We start from the raw sequence: 16,589 nt of genomic DNA, 5'->3' as shown, positions 1-16,589 counted from the left end.
GCACACACGGCAGGAGCGCATGGACAAAACCTACCTCTCAGCGGTCGGCGAGGCCCTCGGCGAGCCCCGTAAGGTGTCCGAGCTGGCCACCTCGGTCGACACCGGTCTGACCGCGCTGATCGAGGAGATCGCGCACTTCAGGGAAAGCTCCCGGGACATCTGGGAACTGGCCGCCGACGCGGCCGAACAGACCCTCTCGCACTCTCCGCACCCGCCCGACCTCATCGTCTACGTCAGCGAGAACGACCCCGACACCGCTGCCTCCCTGGCCCGGCTCGGCCAACGGCTGCGCCTGCCGGCGGCCGAGCACCTCGCCCTGTCCGGCCGCGACTGCGGCAACCTGGCGCCCGCGCTGGAGACCGCGTCGGCGCTGCTGGCGACGGGCCGGTACGAGCGGGTGCTGCTCGTGCTCGCGGACCGGGCCCGCGCCGGGCGCCGGGTGATGGCCAGCGGCCTGTCGGTGTTCAGCGACGGCGCCGCGGCCTGTCTGCTCACCCGGCGGCCGCCCGCCGCGGGCCCGGTCCTGCGGGTCGAGGCGGTGGCCGGCCGGACCGCGGTACGGCCCGATGACGACCCGGCACGGCAGGGCGTCCTGACGACGGCCCGGCTCGCCTCGGACAGCGTGGCCGCGCTCCTGGACGTCTCCGGTCTCACCTGGGAGGACGTCACCCAGGTCGTGCTGCCCAACTACCGCCCCACCGCGCAGAGGTTCCTGACCGCCGCGCTCGGCGTCCCCGCCGGCCGGCTGTCCCTCGGACCCGTCACCGACATCGGCCACTGCTTCTCCGCGGACCCCCTCCTCACCGTGGGCCGCCGGGCGGCCGCCGGTGCTCTCGCCGCCGGGGATGTTCTGCTCACGGCCGTCTTCGGGCCCCACACCTGCTCGGCCATCGCGTTCAGACGGCTGTGACCGGCCGCCCGCGCACCGAACCAGCCGCCGACTCTCCACGGAGGATCCCGTGCTCAGCCATCCCGCCCCCGCCCTCGACGACCGGTTCACCGCGACGGTGAGGTCCCTCCAGGTGCCGGAGATGTGCACCGACTCCACCGCGCCCCTGCTCTACTGGCTCGTCCGCACCCTGCGCCCGCAGCGGGTCCTGGAAGTGGGCATGGGCTATACCACCCCGTTCCTCGCCCGAGCACTGCGCGACAACAAGGAGGCGTACGAGGCGGAGAAGGCGCTGCTGGGCACGGCGGAGGGCCAGGAGGTCCAGCCGCTCGCGCACGCCGCCTACTACGACCAGCCGTACGAGCCGCGCCTGGTCTGCGTCGACCGTATGACGGACACCGCGTCGTCGGCGCCCCGTGCCTGGAAGGTGCTGGAGGAACTGGAACTCACCGGCGTGTGCGAGGTCATCGAGGGTGACCTGCGGGGCTCCAGCGGGCGGGTGCGGGAGGCGGTCGGACTGCTGGACTTCGCCTGGATCGACACCTGGGACACGCTGGCCTTCGTCCGCGAGTACTGGGACCTCCTCGACCCGGCGGGCGGCGTGTTCGCCGCGCACTACCTGATGACGTATCCCGAGGGCCGGGCGGTCCTGCGCTACCTGGAGTCCCTGCGGGCCCGCGACAACGGCCGCCTGGAGATGCTCAACCTGCGCGAGCCCCACCGGTTCGGGCAGAACAGCACCACGCTGATCCGCCGGACCCGCGACTACGTCGACCCGGAGGACCTTCGCCCGCAGGGCAACAGCAACGACCCCACAGGCGTCCTCGACGCCGGCTGACCACAGCGAGGCGATCGTGCACATCTACTCCGTGACTCCCGAATCCATGAGCCCCATCGAGGAGTTCGACGAAGACTTCCGGACCCGGCTGACGCGGGCCGCCGCCGGGTACGAGCGGGCCGGCTGGTCGGGCGTGCTGGTCCCGCACAACCTGCACGAGGTGGACCCCTGGGTGGTCGCCGCCTACCTGGGTTCGGTCACGGACCGGCTGCTGCCGCTGATCGCCGTGCAGCCGTCGTCCCTCCCCCCGCACACGGCGGCGGCCATGGCCTCGGCGTATGCGACGCTCTACGGCCGCCCGCTGCACTTCAACCTCGTGGCCGGAGCCCGCGAGGACGAACTGCGCAGCACCGGTGACCTGCTCGGCCACGACGAGCGCTACCAGCGGCTCCTGGTGTACGGCAGGGTGCTGCGGGGCCTGCTCGCCGGCGAGGAGGTCAGCGAGGAGGGGCCGCACTACCGGTACGAGAGGTTCCGGCTGGAGCCGCGGCCCGAGGTCCTGGCGCGGTGCCTGCTCTTCGTGGCAGGGTCCTCTCCGGCGAGCCTCCGGGTGGCCAAGGAGGTCGCGGACGTCGTCATCACCCATCCCGCCCCGTACCCGGAGTGGGAACGGGACTTTCTGAAACCGCTGTTGGCCGACGGCTACCGCGGTACCTTCGGCATCCGGATCGGGGTCATCGCCCGGTCCGATCCGCTGGAGGCCTGGCGCACGGCCCGGGACCGCTTCCCCGAGACCTGGCGAGGGCGCCAGGAGACGCTGCTGAAGACACTGTCGCAGAACAACTGGTCGCGGCAGCTGGCGACGCGGGCGGTGGCCGAGGAGTCCGCGCCCGATGCCTCGAAGGTGCCCGACCCGTACTGGCTGGGCGCGTTCCGCAACGGGCGGGCGAGCGCGCCGTTCCTCGTGGGGTCCCACGAGGACGTCGGCGCCCGGCTCGGCGCCTATCTCACGGCAGGTGTCGAGCACGTACTGCTGAACGGCTCGTACGAGACGGACCACGAGGACATCAACCGGGCCTTCGAGGCGGCGCGCCGGCACACGGTCCGGCCCGGACGCGGAGAGGAGAACGAATGAGCCGTGTGGTGCGCAGCGGTCGGCTCACGCGGTCCCAGGAACGCTGGTGGCTGCGGCTGTACTGGCGGGAGCAGGGCGAGTACGACATCGCCTGGTCGAAGTGGTGGGACCTGCCGCCCGGTATCGACGTGGACACCGCCCGGAACGCCTTCACGGCTCTGGTGGAGCGGTTCGAGGTGCTGCGGACGGCCTTCCTGCTGGGGCCGGACCATCTGCCGGTCCAGGTGGTGTTCGATCCGGCGGACGTGCGGCTGCCGCTGTCGGTGGCCGACGAGTCGTCGCGGGAGGAGTTCCGGACGGCCGGGGTGCATCCCCTGGTCGGCGGTTCGGTCTTCCCGCGTCCGCCGTGGAGCGTGCGGCTGTTCACGCGCGGTGGCGAGGTCCGCTCGGTGGGCTTCGTCTTCGAGCACATCGTCACGGACGGGTCAGGACTGCGCAATCTGCGGCAGCAGTTCCTGGACCTGTGCGCGGGCCGGCGCCCCGCCCTGCGCATCACCCATCCCCTGGACCGCCGGGCGAAGGAGGACCGGTCGGCGTCCACCGGCCGGGACGATCCGCACCGCACCGACCCGGCGGCCCTCGTACCGCAGGCGGTCCTCCCGTCGGCCGCCGAGAAGCCGTCGGGGTCCCGCTTCCTCATGTCGTCGGTGTCCTACACGGGGCTGCTGCGGCTCGTCGACGACATCTGCCGGCGCGACGGCGTCTCCCGGACGCTGGTGCTGACCCACGCCATCGCGTGGCTCTTCGCCCGCCACGCGGGACTCCCCCGCGTCCTGTGCTGTAGCACCATCGGCAACCGGATGCCCGGGGACGACAGCATCGACTGTGTCTCGCGGATGATGGACAGCCTGCTGGAGTTCGACGAGTCGGCGAGCTTCCGGGAGTCCCTCAAGGCCGCCTCCGCGGCCACGCTGCGGTCCTACGGAGCCGAGGTCGGGTCCGGGCCCCGCCCGGCGGAGGCACGGCTACGGCTCGCGGCCGAACGGGGCGTGTCCGCCGTGCGCCCCCTGTACTTCAACTACCAGGGCCCCTCGCAGCCGCCGCCGGCCGGGGCGGAGGCGCAGGAGGGCGTGCGGTGGACGCGCGAGGACGCGTGGCGTCCGGTGGACACACACTGGCTGAACATCGTGTGGATCAACGTCGACGACGATGACCTGGTGGTCGACTTCGACGTGGACACCACCATGGTCCCCGCCTCGGTGGTGCACCGTATGGGTGACCTCCTCCCCCGCTTCCTGGAGCGGGTCGCCCGGGAGCCGGACGCGCCACTGGCGACGGCGGGCGCGCTGCTGCCCGCGGACTTCGGTGTCGTCACCACGGCCCGTCTGGTGGGCGGCGTATGGGTGGACACGGACGCGGTGCGGGAGGCGGTGGCCTCGTGTCCGGGGGTCCACGCGGCACACGTCCTGGTCGAGGGCGAGGAGGTCGTCGCCCAGGTGTCCCTTGGCGCCCGGTCCACGCTGTACGACGTCCACGAGCATCTCCTCACCCGGCTGCACGAGGCGGTGGCCCTGGTCCTGCCGCGCCGCTACCGGCTCATCGAGGGCTCGGCGGGCCGCGGTGTCGGTCCCGGCGTCGCGGACCTCGACGTGGACGAATCCTGGGCACCCGCGGACGTCCTGCCCGTGCTCCCACCCGTCACCGAGTCCGAACGCGAACTCGCCCTCGCCTTCCAGGAGACCCACGGCACCCCGCTGACGGACCTGGCCCCCACCTACGCGGACGCCGGCGGCCGGGTCATCCTCGCTCCCGCACTGGTGGAGAGCCTGCGGCGACGCGGTCTGACGGGGCTGACGTTCGGCCACTTCGACACCCCCCGCACCCTCCGCTCCCTGGCCCGGTCCCTGGTCCGCGCGGAGCAGGCGCATACGGGGTGAGGCCCGCTCCCCGCCCGTCCTCCGCTCCCCTCGATTCCGCGCTCCGCCCTCACCGAAGAGGACAACCGTGGTGACCACCAGCCAGCCAGACCTCAGCACCTTCGAAAGCCTCGAATCGGCGGTCCGCAGTTACTGCCGTGCCTGGCCCACCGTCTTCGACCGCGCACGGGGCAGCCGTATGTACGACGAGAACGGCCGCGCCTACCTCGATTTCTTCGCCGGAGCCGGGTCGCTCAACTACGGCCACAACAACCCGGTGCTCAAGCGTGCCCTGGCCGACTACCTGGAACGCGACGGTGTCACCCACGGTCTGGACATGGCCACCGTCGCCAAACGCGCCTTCCTGCGCACGTTCCAGGAGCTGGTACTGCACCCCCGCGGCCTGCCGTACAAGGTGATGTTCCCGGGCCCGACCGGTGCCAACGCCGTCGAGGCGGCGCTGAAGCTGGCGCGCAAGGTGACGGGCCGCGCGACGGTGGTGTCGTTCACCAACGCCTTCCACGGCATGTCCCTGGGGGCCCTCGCGGTCACCGGGAACGCCTTCAAGCGGGCCGGGGCCGGTGTGCCGCTCCCCCACGTCACGACGATGCCGTTCGACCACTATCTCGGCGGTGCGGCAGAGGACTTCTCGTGGTTCGAGAAACTGCTCGACGATCCCGGATCAGGTCTCGACCGGCCGGCCGCGGTGATCGTCGAGACCGTGCAGGGCGAGGGTGGCGTCAACGTCGCGCGTCCCGCATGGCTGTCCACCCTGGCCGAGTTGTGTCTCCGCCACGGCGTACTGCTCATCGTCGACGACATTCAGATGGGCTGCGGCCGTACCGGAGCCTTCTTCTCCTTCGAGGACGCGGGGATCGTCCCGGACATCGTGACCGTCTCGAAGTCCATCAGCGGCTACGGCCTGCCCATGTCGCTGTGCCTGTTCCGGTCCGAGCTGGATGTCTGGGAGCCCGGCGAGCACAACGGCACCTTCCGCGGCAACAACCCCGCCTTCGTCACCGCGACCGCTGCCCTGAGGACGTACTGGACGGACGCCACCGCCATGGAGAAGCAGACCCGGGCCGGCGGCCGGCTGGTCGAGGATGCGCTGGCCGCGATCGCGGCGGAACACCCCGCCGAGGTCAAGGCCTATCGGGGGCGCGGACTGGTGTGGGGGCTGGAGTTCCACGACAGAGGCCGCGCCGCGCGGGTGAGCCGGCGCGCCTTCGAACTCGGCCTGCTGGTCGAGACGTCGGGCGTGCACGGCGAGGTGGTGAAACTGCTGCCCGCGCTCACCATCACGGCCGACGAGACGCAGGAGGGACTGCGCATCCTGGCCCGAGCCGTGTCCGAGACCCGCTGAACCGGGGCCGACGGGGGAGGGCTGAGTGCCGTACCGGCTCGCTGGTGCGAACGCCTCCGGACCGGGTGTCGCACACGAAGGTTCCCCGGCATCCGATACTGGCGCACGGCGCCCGGTGGACCGGACGGGTTGTCGGGATCTTCCGCCGAAAACCGGGAGAAGGCGTGATCATGGCCGGGGTGACCGACTGCAGCCGGATGATGCGCAACATCCTTGCCGACAGTCACATGACCAGCATCGAACAGCTACCGGCGTACGTGTCCCAGCACGCCGGGGCCGTGGGCCTGCGCGATGTGCTCATCTATGTGTCCGACCTCCAGCAGGACCTCCTGTTCCTGCTCACCGGCCGCGGTCCGGACGCCGGAGCGGATGCCGGCGGCCGGTCCGCCGAGCTGCGGATCGAGGGAACCACAGCGGGCCGCGCCTGCCAGCTGGGACTGGTCCAGCCCGAGCCACCGGGCCCTGACCCCCCGGCGTCGCAGGCCACCGCGACGGCGCGCCGGTGGTGGGTACCGCTGCGGCACGGCGCCGAGCGGCTCGGCGTGCTGGGGGTGACCAGCCAGGACGGCGACATGCAGACACTTGCCGACCTGCAAGCCCTCGCGGACCTGGTCGGCCTGATCGTGGTCAGCAAACGCGCGCTCAGCGACTCCTATGCCCGGCTGGTGCGTTCTTCCGCCCCGGCCGCCGCAACACCCACCTGCTGTGCGACCCCGGCCCACCCCTCGGTACCGACCTGGGCATGTCGATTCCCGAAACCCTGAGCCGGCTCATCCACAGCATCCTCGGCTACCACCACGGACACCTCGCTGACGACGCCACCATCCTCCTGCTCCACTGGCACGGGCCCACCCGCTTCGACCCCGGCGAGGCCGAAGCCCTCGTCGGCCTCGCCCAAGCAGGACCGGAATAGGCCCGGCGCCCTTGCCTGCGGAGGATCGCGCACCGGAACCGGTTAGAGATCACCGTGCGCACAGCCGGTCCAACGCCGACTGGCTCTCCTCGTCCGCGGCGCGGAAGATCAGCAACCGCTGATCCGGATCTTGAAGTGGCATGAGCACTTCGGAATGCACTGCGATCACACCGGCGTCAGGATGCCGCATCACCTTGTGTCCGCGGCCGTTGACCTTGATGTCCCGCTCGGCCCACCATCGCGCGAATTCCGCGTCATGAGTCATGCATTCGGCGATGAGGTCGGTCAACGCCCGGTCCTCCGGATACGCGGCCCAGGCAGCGCGCAGGTGGGCGATCCCCTCCCGCACCACACGTTCCCGGTCGGCGTAGAACCCGCGTATCTCCGGATGCCTCAGGCACAGCCACATCGCGTTGCGCTGCGACGGAGGCAGGGTGCCGAAATCCAGCAACAGCCTCGCCATTTCGCGGTTCCAGGCCAGGATGTCGTACCGGTGGTTCACCAGCATGGCCGGCAGCGGCGACAGGTCGGCGACCAGCCGGGCCAGCGGCGGCGCCGCAACGGTGGCGGGCTCGCCGGCGTCGCGGGGGCGCTGCTGGGCCAGGTCGAAGAGGTAGGCGCGTTCGACGGGGGTCAGGCGCAGCGCCCGTGCCAGCGCCTCCACCACGTCCGCTGAGGGCCGCAGCCCACGGCCCTGTTCCAGCCGCACGATGTAGTCGACGCTGACCCCGGCCAGTTCAGCGACCTCTTCGCGGCGCAGCCCCGGGGTCCGCCGGGTCTGCCGACGCGACGGCAGACCGAGGTCGCCCGGGTCCAGCCGTTCGCGCCGGTTCCGCAGGAACGCGGCCAGCTCCTGTGTTGCGTTCACGGTGTGGGTCATCATGCCCGTTCCAACAGCCAGGGTAGGACCGGCGTTCCCAGGAACCTCTTTCCCTTACCCCCGGCTCGCGGCGGTCACAGGCTTGTTCTCGACAACGGATCACGAGCGCAGGAGGACACGATGTCACTCACCCTCGACACCTACCGGCTGCTGGGCCGCTCCGGGCTGCGGGTCTCACCGCTGGCCCTGGGCGCGGCGACCTTCGGCACCGATTGGGGCTGGGGAGCCGAGCAGGACGAGGCACGCAAGCTGTTCGACCTCTACGTCGAGCGAGGCGGCAACTTCATCGACACCGCCAACACCTATACCCAGGGCAGCTCCGAGCGCCTGCTGGGTGAATTCGCCCGCGACCAGCGCGAAAGCCTGGTGCTGGCAACGAAATACACGACGCTGCGCCGGCCCGGCGACCCGAATTCCGGGGGCGGTCACCGCAAGAGCCTGTTCGCTTCGGTGGAAGCGAGTCTGCGACAGCTCGGTACGGACTACATCGATCTGCTCTACCTGCACGTGTGGGACTTCACGACACCGGTCGAGGAGATCCTGCGCGGCATGGACGATCTGGTCCGGCAGGGCAAGGTCTTGTACGTGGCGATCTGCAACACCCCGGCCTGGCAGGTGTCGCGCATGCAGACGATCGCCGACCTGCGCGGCTGGTCGCCGCTGGTCGCGCTACAGATCGAATACAGCCTGATCGAACGTACCGGGGAACGTGACCTGATCCCCATGGCACGCGAGATGGGGCTGGGTGTGGTCCCGTATTCCCCCCTGGCCGGCGGGGTGCTCACCGGCAAGTACAGCCGCGCCGACCTGACCGCGACGAACGCCGCATCCGACGACGGCACGCGCAAGAGCTTCAACCTCGCCTTGGGCACGCTCACGGAACGCAACCTTGCCATCGCTGATGTGGTGAAGGAGGTCGCCACGGATCTGGGCCGCACACCCGCCCAGGTCGGGCTGGCCTGGACCCTGCGGAATCCGGGCGTGACGACGCCGATCATCGGCGCCCGCACCCCCGCGCAACTGGAGGACAATCTGGGCGCCCTGGAGGTCGACTTCACCGCAGCCCAACTGGCCCGCCTCGACGAGGCCAGCGCGATCGGACTCGGCTTTCCGCACGACATGCTCGCCAGTGACCACATCCGCAATGTGACCGCGGGTGACCTGAAGATCGAGGCACGCCGCTGATACCCGATCGGCACCACCTCGGGACCGGGGAGGCCGTTGGTCCTGATCGCGGCGCCGTCGGCGTTCAGCGCGGGAGCACCCAGCCCGGCCTCCAGGTCCCGGCGGCGTCGTGGCCGGCCGCCGCGGTGGCGAGGTGGGTGCGGAGGGTGGCCAGCGCTGGGTGGCGGTTGTCGCGGTGCCACAGGAGCGAGTGCGGGTAGACGGGCGTCGGGTCGGTCACCGGGATGCGGCGCAGACCGTGGCCGGCGGGCCAGACCAGGCGGGTGTGCTCGCTCATGAAGGTGGCCAGGGCCGGGGTGTCGGCGATGGTGTCGAGGAGCACGTCGGAGCCGAAGTTGGGGCCGGTCGCCTCGATGGTGAGGCCGAACGCGGCGACGAGGTCGTCGTAGTAGGCGGCCCACTCGGTACCGGGGACGATGCCGGGCATCCAGATCCGGTGCCCGGTGAGCTCGGCGAGGGGCACCGACCGGGCACCCGCCAGCGCGTGGGCGGGGCCGGTGAGGAGCTGGAGCGGCTCGTCGAGCACGCGGACGGACTCGATGTCCTCGGGAAGGGGCCGGCCGGGCGCGGCGACGGCACGGAAGGTCGCGTCGACCGTACCGGACCGGATGGCGGCGATGGCCGTCTCGATGTCGAACAGCATCACCACGTCGAGGGCGATCTCGGGGTGCGCGTGGTGGAAGCCGCGCATCAGGCTCGACTGCGCGCTGCGCGAGGCGATCACGTCGACACGCAGCGGGCGGTGGCCGATGCGCACGGAGGCGACCGCGCGCTCGGCGACGCGCAGCAGCTCGCGTGCGTGGGGCAGGAACGCCTGCCCGTCGATGGTGGGCTCGGCGCCGCGGGGGGCGCGGGTGAACAGCCGCACACCGAGGGTGCGCTCCAGCGCCGCGATGCGTTTGGAGACGGCCTGCTGGGTGATCGACAGGTCGGCGGCGGCTTTCTGGAACTGGCCCGCTTCCGCGACGGCGACGAAGGTGCGTACTGCCTCGAGATCCACGCCGATCCACCTTAGTGAACAACGGATGGTTGTGGCTGGGTGCCGGGTCAGTTGTTTGACCTGCTGTTGTGCCGCTCGCTTAGCTCTCACCGGTCAACGGCGGTGTGTCCGGGTGGGACGTCAAGGGGCGCTGAGCATGGTGGGCAGGAGATCGTTGGGCCGGCGGTTCGGCTGGCTGTGGGCGGCCTACGCGGTGAGCGCCTATGGGTCCGGGCTGGGGTTCGGGGCCTTGCCGCTGATCGCCGTGCTGGTGTTGGGTGCCGGCCCCGCTGAGGTGTCCGCGCTGTCCGCGGTGGGGCCCGCGGTGGGCGCGCTGATCGCGGTGCCACTCGCGCCGTGGGTGGAGTTCCGGCGCAAGCGCCCGGTCATGATCGTGATGGATGTGACCCGGTTCGCGCTCATGGCGACGATCCCGGTCGCCTACGCCTTCGGCTGGCTCGGTTTCGTCCAGCTGCTGGTGATCTCGGCCCTGGTCGCCGCGGCCAAGATCGCCTTCAACGCGGCCGGCGGCGCCTACCTCAAGGCCCTCGTCCGGCCGGATGACCTGCTCGTGGCCAACGCGCGGCTGGAGTCCACGAACTGGAGTTCCATCGCGGTCGGGCCACCACTGGGCGGGGCGGCGATCGGCCTGTTCGGTCCGGTCACCACCGTGGTGGCCGACGCGCTCAGCTATCTGCTCTCCGCGCTGGGCCTGGCCGCGATCCACGACCGGGAGGAAGCGCCGCGACCGACCGGCGAAGGCCCGGTCCGGGCGGGCGCGTTGCTCGACGGCTGGCGACACATCATGGGCCACCCCGGGCTGCGGGCGCTCTACCTCAACAACATGCTCGTCGCGGGTCTGATCATGGCCACCGAGCCGCTGCTGGCCGTGCTCCTGCTCCGCCGGCTCGGGTTCCCACCCTGGCAGTACGGCCTCGCCTTCGCCGCCCCCTGTGTCGGCGGGCTCATCGGCTCGCGGCTGGCCCGCCGTGTCGTGGCCCGCTACGGCCGGCAGGCGGTCTTCCGGACCGTCGGCACCCTGCGCGCCATCTGGCTGATCGGCCTGGCCTTCGTCCGTCCCGGTGTCGTCGGCCTCGTCACCGTGATCGCCGTCGAGCTGGCGATCATCATCAACATGAGCCTGTACACCCCGGTGCTCGCCACCTACCGGCTCGAACACACCCCCGAGCATCTCGTCGCCCGTACCCTGTCGGCCTGGTCGATCGGCCAGCAGGCGGCCATCGCCGTCCTCACCGCGCTCGGCGGGCTGCTCGCCGACGTCACCAGCCCACGCACCGCTCTCGCGGTCGCGGGACTGCTCATCCTGGCCACCCCGCTCCTGCTTCCCCGACCGGGCCGGACACCGCTACACGAGCCGGAACCGCCGGAAAACACGTTGTCCGCCCGTCGAGCGCACGGAGAGGATGCGGATCACAAGTCATCACGTCGATGAGGGTTCATGCACGTCACCGTCTCCACAACAGCAGGTCGGGTCCGCGGACGCCGGGGGGAGGTCGTCACGGCGTTCATGGGCGTTCCCTACGCGGCAGCGCCTTTCGGCCCACGGCGCCTGCGGCCCCCGGAACCACCGGAACCGTGGACGGGGGTGCGCGACGCGTTCGTCCCCGGTCCGTCCGCGCCCCAGCCCGGTTATCTCCCCGCGATGGCTTCGCTCCTGGAAGAAGCCGTGGAGCCTGGCGAGGACTGCCTGAGCGTGAACGTGTGGACGCCGGCACCGGGCCGCACCGGGGGACGGCTTCCGGTCATGGTCTGGATCCACGGCGGCGCGTTCCGTAACGGCGCCGGTTCCCTGCCCTCCTACGACGGCGCGCGGCTCGCCGCCGAGGGCGTCGTGTGCGTGACCCTCAACTACCGGCTCGGCGCGGAAGGATTCCTCCTGCTGCCCGACGGTACGTCCAACCTCGGCCTCCTCGACCAGATCGCCGCACTGGAATGGGTCCGTGAGAACATCGCCGGCTTCGGCGGCGATCCGGACAACGTCACCGTCTTCGGGCAGTCCGCCGGCGCCATCAGCATCACCGCGCTCCTGACCATGCCGCGGGCCCGGGGACTGTTCCGCCGTGCGATCACGCAGAGCGGCGCCGGGCACCACAGCCATCCCGAGGACATCGCCCGGCGGGTCACCGAGCGGCTGGCCGCCCTCGCCGGTGCGGAGCCGACGCGCGAGGGCCTGGCCGCCGTACCGCCCGTGCGGCTCGTCGCCGCCGACGGCGCCCTGGGCCGGGACATCGCGCAGGCCACCGACCCCGGTCAGTGGGGCGAGTCGGCGGGCGGCGGCACCACCGTGCTGCCCGTCGTCGACGGAACCACCCTCCCCGAGCGTCCGATCGACGCGCTCGCCGGCGGAGTGGGTCGGGACATCGACCTGCTCACCGGCACCACCAGCGATGAGTTCCGCCTCTTCCTCGTTCCTCTGGGGATCGGTCCGCGGATCACGGACGAGGTGCTGCACGGTTTCCTGGCCGGCTTCGGGCTGGACCCCGTCGAGGCGCGCGGGACGTACGCGGCGGCGCACCCCGGTGCGACCCCGGGCGACCTGCTGTCCGCGGCCCTGAGCGACCACGCCTACCGGATCCCGGCCCTCCGGGTGGCCGAGGCCCGTGCCGCACACGGAGCGGACACCTTCGTGTACGAGTTCGCACGGCCCTCTCCCGTCCTTGACGGTGCCCTCGGCGCCTGCCACATGGCGGAGATCGGCTTCGTATTCGGCAACCTATCCGACCCGCTCGCCGGCCCCGACGCCCCGCGGGAACTCTCCGACGCTCTGCGCGGGGCGTGGGTCTCCTTCGCCCGCACCGGCCGCCCCGACGGCGACGGCGGGCCCGGCGGGACGCTGCCACCCTGGCCGCCTTACGCCGACCGGCGCCTGGTCATGCGGTGGGGCGACGGCGCCCCCCGAACACACGCGGATCCGGGAGCCGCCACACGACAGCTGTGGGAGCGTCTTCGCCACCCCCTGCCCAGCGGCGCCCACACGGCGGGCTCCCGCCCCTGACGGCACCGGCGTCGTTCGCTCGGCCAGGTGCACGCCGAAGTCCGCGTCCGCCGTGGCGAGGTCGGGCACGGTGCACACCGGGCTGGACTCCCGTCCCCCGAGGCGGGATGCCCGGCGCCGCCGGGGCGCTCTCCGACACCCGGACGCCGTGTGTCGTCGAGACCGGCCACCTCGGCCCGGCCGGACGGTCAGTCCTCGTACCCGTAGAACAGGCGCTCCATCACGGCACGGGCGTGGCGGGTGGTGCGGCGGTAGTCCTCCAGCATCTCGCCGACGTGGCCGGGGCCGTAGCCCAGGTAGCGGCCCACCGCGGCCAGTTCGCGGACGTCGGTCGGGAAGGTGTCGCCGGGGCGGCCGCGGACCAGCATGACGGCGTTGCGGACGCGGCTGGCCAGGACCCACGCCTCGTCCAGGGTCTGGGCGTCCTCGGTGGAGATCAGTCCGGCGGCGTGGGCGGCGGCCAGGGCCTGGCGGGTGCGGGTGGTGCGCAGACCGGGCTCGGCCCAGCCGTGGCGCATCTGGAGCAGCTGGACGGTCCATTCGACGTCGCTGAGGCCGCCGCGGCCGAGTTTGGTGTGGGTGGTGGGGTCGGCCCCGCGCGGCAGCCGTTCGGACTCCATCCGGGCCTTGAGCCGCCGGATCTCGCGGACCGCGTCCTCGCCCAGCCCCTCGGGCGGGTACCGCAGCGGATCGATCAGCTCGATGAACCGCTCGCCGAGCCCGGGGTCGCCTGCGACCGGTTCGGCGCGCAGCAGCGCCTGGCTCTCCCAGACCAGCGACCAGCGGCGGTAGTAGGCGGCGTAGGAGGCGAGGGTGCGCACCAGCGGGCCGGACTTGCCCTCGGGGCGCAGGTCGGCGTCGATGAGGAGGGGCGGGTCGACGGTGGGGAGCTGGAGCAGCCGGCGCATCTCGTTGGCCACGGCGAAGGCGGCGCGGGCGGCTTCCTGTTCGTCGGCGCCCTCGCGCGGCTCGTGGACGAAGAGCACGTCCGCGTCGGAGCCGTAGCTGAGTTCATGGCCGCCGAAGCGGCCGAGGCCGATTACGGCGAAGCGGGTGGGCAGCTCATCGCCCCAGGTGTCGCGGACGGCGGCGCGCAGGGCGCCCGCCAGGGTCGCGGCGTTCAGGTCGGAGAGGGCGTCGCCGACCATGTCGACCAGCGCCCCCGGGCTCGCGGGCTCCTCGGGCAGCGCCGTACGGCTCGGGCGGCGGCCCGGGACGTGGGGCTCAAAGTCGCGGAGCGCGCCGGGCAGCTCGGCCGCGGGCCGCGCGGATCTTGGGGCGCCCGATAAGAGCGCCCCGTCCTCGCGCGGGGTGGCCGGGGCGCGGTCGCCGCCCGGCGGCCGGCTCCCGGTCGGCGGGACCGCCGCGGTCACCAGCCGGGCGCTCTCGATCACATCCGCCGCCACCGTACGGAACAGCTCCCGCCGCCGCACCCCGCGCACCGCCGCCACCGCCCGCTCGGCGTCGTCGGCGCGCCCCACCGCGGCCAGCACCTCCTGCTCCAGCTGGGCTCTCCCGCGCGGCCGCAGCCCCTCCCGGGTGCCCAGCACGGTGACCGCCTCGGGGGCGCGCGACAGCAGGTCGGGGGCGAGCCGACCGGCGGACAGCACCCGGGCCAGGTTCTCCGCGGCGGCGCCCTCGTCGCGCAGCAGCCGCAGATACCCGGGCGTCCTGCCCAGCGCGTCGGAGACCTTGCGGAACCCCAGCAGCCCGGCGTCCGGGTCGGCGGAGTCGGCGAACCAGCCCAGCAGCACCGGCAGCAGCGTGCGCTGGATCGCCGCCTTCCGGGTCACCCCGGACGCCAGCGCCTCCACATGGCGCAGGGCGGCGGCCGGGTCCGCGTAGCCCAGCGTCTTCAACCGCCGGCCCGCGGCCTGCGGGCTCAACCGGGCCTCCGCCGGGCCCAGGTGGGCCACCGCGTCCAGCAGCGGCCGGTAGAACAGCCTCACGTGCAGCTGCCGCACCTCGCGTCTGTACCGCCGCCACACCGTGCCCAGCCCGGTCACCGGTTCGGTGCGGCGGTCCCAGTCGTAGAGGGCGCCGAGCGACCGCCCCAGCCGCCGCAGATCCGCCTCACCCTCCGGTAGGAGACGGGTGCGGCGCAGCCGGTACAGCTGGATGCGCCGCTCCACCGAGCGCAGGAAGCGGTACGCCCGGTCCAGCGCGGCCGCGTCCGAACGGGCCACGTAGCCGCCCGCGGCCAGCGCCGCGAGCGCGTCCAGCGTGGTGCGGCCGCGCAGCGATTCGTCGCACCGCCCGTGCACCAACTGGAGCAGCTGGACGGCGAACTCGACGTCGCGCAGGCCCCCGGGGCCCAGCTCGAGTTCGCGGTCGACCTCGGCGGCGGGGAGGTTCTCCACCGCCCGGCGGCGCATCTGCCGCACGTCGGACACGAAGTTCTCGCGCTCGGCGGCCTGCCAGACCATCGGCGCGAGGGCCGCCACGTACGCCCGTCCCAGCGCGCCGTCGCCCGCGACCGGACGGGCCTTCAGCAGCGCCTGGAACTCCCAGGCCCTGGCCCGGCGCTGGTAGTACGCCAGATGGCTGGAGAGGGTCCGCACCAGCGGGCCGTCGCGCCCCTCGGGGCGGAGGCCGGCCTCGACGGGCCGGATGGTGCCCTCGACCGTGACGTCCGAGCAGATCCGCATCATCCGGGAGGCCAGCCGGGTGGCCGCCCGCATCGCCTCGGGCTCCTCCGTCCCGGCCACGGCCTCGGCGACGAAGATGACGTCCACGTCCGAGGCGTAGTCCAGCTCGTGCCCGCCGCACTCGCCCATCCCGATCACCGCCAGCCGGCAGGCCGCGGCGTCCTCGGGCCGCTCCTCCGCGGCCATCTTCAGCGCGGTGCGCAGCGTCGCGGTCGCCAGGTCGGTCAGTTCGGCGGCGGTCCGGGTGCCATCGGTGGTGCCGCACACATCGCGGGCCGCGATGGCCAGCAGCGCCCGGCGGTACGCCACCCGCAGCGCGTCCGACCGCGGCAGCCCCGCCCCCGGCTCGTCCCGTACCCCGTCGGCCAGCGCCTTCTCGAAGTCGGAGGTGGTCGGGCGCGGGTCCGCCGCCTCGTACGTCATCAGCGCCCGCCAGTGGCGCGGATGCCGGGCCAGATGGTCGCCCAGCGCCTCGGACGCCCCCAGTACCCCGAGCAGCCGGTCGCGCAGCGGCTTGGCGGTGACGAGGGTGTCCAGCAGCGCCTGCCGCGAGTCGGCGCGCTCCGTCTCGTCCCGGTCCCCTGGAACGTCCGCGAGCGCCTCGACCAGCCGTACCAGTCCGCGCAGCGCCAGATCGGGGTCGGCGGTCGCCCCGAGTCCGTCCAGCAGCACCGGATGGCCGCGCACCCCGGCCAGCTCGGGCGCGTCCAGCAGCCGCTGGGCCGTCGAGGGGTCGGTGAAACCGTGCCGCAGCAGCCGGGCCGAGGTACTGCTCCTGCGCCCCTGCGGTAGGGCCATGCGCACCGCCTCCGTCCCTGTACTGCATTCCCGCCCTGCCATGGTCGAGGCCCGCTGACGAGCCCGTGCGAACGTCATCAAGAAGCCCACCAGATCATTTCTAGGAACAACGGTCACTTACTGCTGGCCTCGCCGCACCGACCAGGCCG

Annotated in this window: 13 protein-coding genes; 10 read left to right on the top strand and 3 right to left on the bottom strand. The window is 72.5% G+C overall.

From position 1 onward, the window contains the following. Positions 1–19: 19 nt before the first annotated feature. The 7 genes from N6H00_RS38455 to N6H00_RS38425 all read left to right on the top strand — a co-directional run bounded on the left by N6H00_RS38455 (position 20) and on the right by N6H00_RS38425 (position 6,934). A complete protein-coding gene (locus N6H00_RS38455) occupies positions 20–910 on the top strand; it encodes a hypothetical protein (protein WP_268976531.1) in 891 nt (296 codons plus the stop codon). 49 nt (positions 911–959) lie between these two features. Continuing rightward, positions 960–1,727, top strand: coding sequence for a class I SAM-dependent methyltransferase (locus N6H00_RS38450; protein WP_268976530.1), 768 nt, complete (start codon positions 960–962; stop codon positions 1,725–1,727). A 46-nt stretch (positions 1,728–1,773) separates the two neighbouring features. Further along, positions 1,774–2,802 (top strand): LLM class flavin-dependent oxidoreductase, encoded by a 1,029-nt coding sequence (locus N6H00_RS38445; RefSeq protein ID WP_268976529.1) that lies wholly within the window; start codon positions 1,774–1,776, stop codon positions 2,800–2,802. After that, positions 2,799–4,679: a condensation domain-containing protein gene (locus N6H00_RS38440; RefSeq protein WP_268976528.1), complete on the top strand. Its 1,881-nt coding sequence runs from the start codon at positions 2,799–2,801 to the stop codon at positions 4,677–4,679. The genes N6H00_RS38445 and N6H00_RS38440 overlap by 4 nt, the downstream gene beginning before the upstream one ends. A 70-nt stretch (positions 4,680–4,749) precedes the next feature. After that, positions 4,750–6,021: a diaminobutyrate--2-oxoglutarate transaminase gene (gene ectB, locus N6H00_RS38435; RefSeq protein ID WP_268976527.1), complete on the top strand. Its 1,272-nt coding sequence runs from the start codon at positions 4,750–4,752 to the stop codon at positions 6,019–6,021. 179 nt (positions 6,022–6,200) lie between these two features. Then, positions 6,201–6,785, top strand: coding sequence for a hypothetical protein (locus N6H00_RS38430; protein WP_268976526.1), 585 nt, complete (start codon positions 6,201–6,203; stop codon positions 6,783–6,785). Beyond that, on the top strand, positions 6,764–6,934 hold the full coding sequence (locus tag N6H00_RS38425) for a hypothetical protein (RefSeq protein WP_268976525.1): 171 nt from the start codon (positions 6,764–6,766) through the stop codon (positions 6,932–6,934). Before N6H00_RS38430 ends, N6H00_RS38425 begins: the two co-directional genes overlap by 22 nt. Before the next feature lie 49 nt (positions 6,935–6,983). Here the strand turns inward: N6H00_RS38425 and N6H00_RS38420 are convergent, their stop codons facing one another. Next, a complete protein-coding gene (locus N6H00_RS38420) occupies positions 6,984–7,802 on the bottom strand; it encodes a helix-turn-helix transcriptional regulator (protein ID WP_268976524.1) in 819 nt (272 codons plus the stop codon). A 132-nt stretch (positions 7,803–7,934) separates the two neighbouring features. Here N6H00_RS38420 and N6H00_RS38415 point away from each other — a divergent pair, with 132 nt between their 5' ends. Beyond that, entirely contained in the window at positions 7,935–8,999 is a 1,065-nt protein-coding gene (locus tag N6H00_RS38415; protein ID WP_268976523.1) for an aldo/keto reductase, read from the top strand. Between the two features lie 64 nt (positions 9,000–9,063). Here the strand turns inward: N6H00_RS38415 and N6H00_RS38410 are convergent, their stop codons facing one another. Further along, the gene (locus tag N6H00_RS38410; RefSeq protein ID WP_268976522.1) at positions 9,064–9,999 is read right to left on the bottom strand and encodes a LysR family transcriptional regulator; all 936 of its coding nucleotides are present in this window, start codon (positions 9,997–9,999) and stop codon (positions 9,064–9,066) included. Positions 10,000–10,135: 136 nt separating this feature from the next. Between N6H00_RS38410 and N6H00_RS38405 the strand changes: the two genes are divergently transcribed. Together N6H00_RS38405 and N6H00_RS38400 are read left to right on the top strand one after the other, a co-directional pair. Continuing rightward, positions 10,136–11,431, top strand: a complete 1,296-nt coding sequence (locus tag N6H00_RS38405; RefSeq protein ID WP_268976521.1) for an MFS transporter — start codon at positions 10,136–10,138, stop codon at positions 11,429–11,431. Positions 11,432–11,437: 6 nt separating this feature from the next. Continuing rightward, the gene (locus N6H00_RS38400) at positions 11,438–12,994 is read left to right on the top strand and encodes a carboxylesterase/lipase family protein (protein ID WP_268976520.1); all 1,557 of its coding nucleotides are present in this window, start codon (positions 11,438–11,440) and stop codon (positions 12,992–12,994) included. 188 nt (positions 12,995–13,182) lie between these two features. Here the strand turns inward: N6H00_RS38400 and N6H00_RS38395 are convergent, their stop codons facing one another. Further along, the gene (locus N6H00_RS38395; protein ID WP_268976519.1) at positions 13,183–16,440 is read right to left on the bottom strand and encodes a bifunctional [glutamine synthetase] adenylyltransferase/[glutamine synthetase]-adenylyl-L-tyrosine phosphorylase; all 3,258 of its coding nucleotides are present in this window, start codon (positions 16,438–16,440) and stop codon (positions 13,183–13,185) included. Between the last annotated feature and the right edge of the window lie 149 nt (positions 16,441–16,589).

The sequence above is a fragment of the Streptomyces sp. S465 genome (genome assembly GCF_026898115.1).
Taxonomy (GTDB): Bacteria; Actinomycetota; Actinomycetes; order Streptomycetales; family Streptomycetaceae; genus Streptomyces; species Streptomyces luomodiensis.
The sequence above is the reverse complement of the archived record's forward strand: the minus strand, read 5'-3'. Positions and strand labels throughout refer to the sequence as shown.

What these genes read in the sequence shown, in the direction of transcription:
- N6H00_RS38455 (WP_268976531.1), top strand. Translation starts at nt 20, where the DNA reads ATGGACAAAACCTACCTCTCAGCGGTCGGCGAGGCCCTCGGCGAGCCC.
- N6H00_RS38445 (WP_268976529.1), top strand. Translation starts at nt 1,774, where the DNA reads ATGAGCCCCATCGAGGAGTTCGACGAAGACTTCCGGACCCGGCTGACG.
- N6H00_RS38440 (WP_268976528.1), top strand. Translation starts at nt 2,799, where the DNA reads ATGAGCCGTGTGGTGCGCAGCGGTCGGCTCACGCGGTCCCAGGAACGC.
- N6H00_RS38425 (WP_268976525.1), top strand. Translation starts at nt 6,764, where the DNA reads ATGTCGATTCCCGAAACCCTGAGCCGGCTCATCCACAGCATCCTCGGC.
- N6H00_RS38415 (WP_268976523.1), top strand. Translation starts at nt 7,935, where the DNA reads ATGTCACTCACCCTCGACACCTACCGGCTGCTGGGCCGCTCCGGGCTG.
- N6H00_RS38405 (WP_268976521.1), top strand. Translation starts at nt 10,136, where the DNA reads ATGGTGGGCAGGAGATCGTTGGGCCGGCGGTTCGGCTGGCTGTGGGCG.
- N6H00_RS38400 (WP_268976520.1), top strand. Translation starts at nt 11,438, where the DNA reads ATGCACGTCACCGTCTCCACAACAGCAGGTCGGGTCCGCGGACGCCGG.
- N6H00_RS38395 (WP_268976519.1), bottom strand. Translation starts at nt 16,440, where the DNA reads ATGGCCCTACCGCAGGGGCGCAGGAGCAGTACCTCGGCCCGGCTGCTG.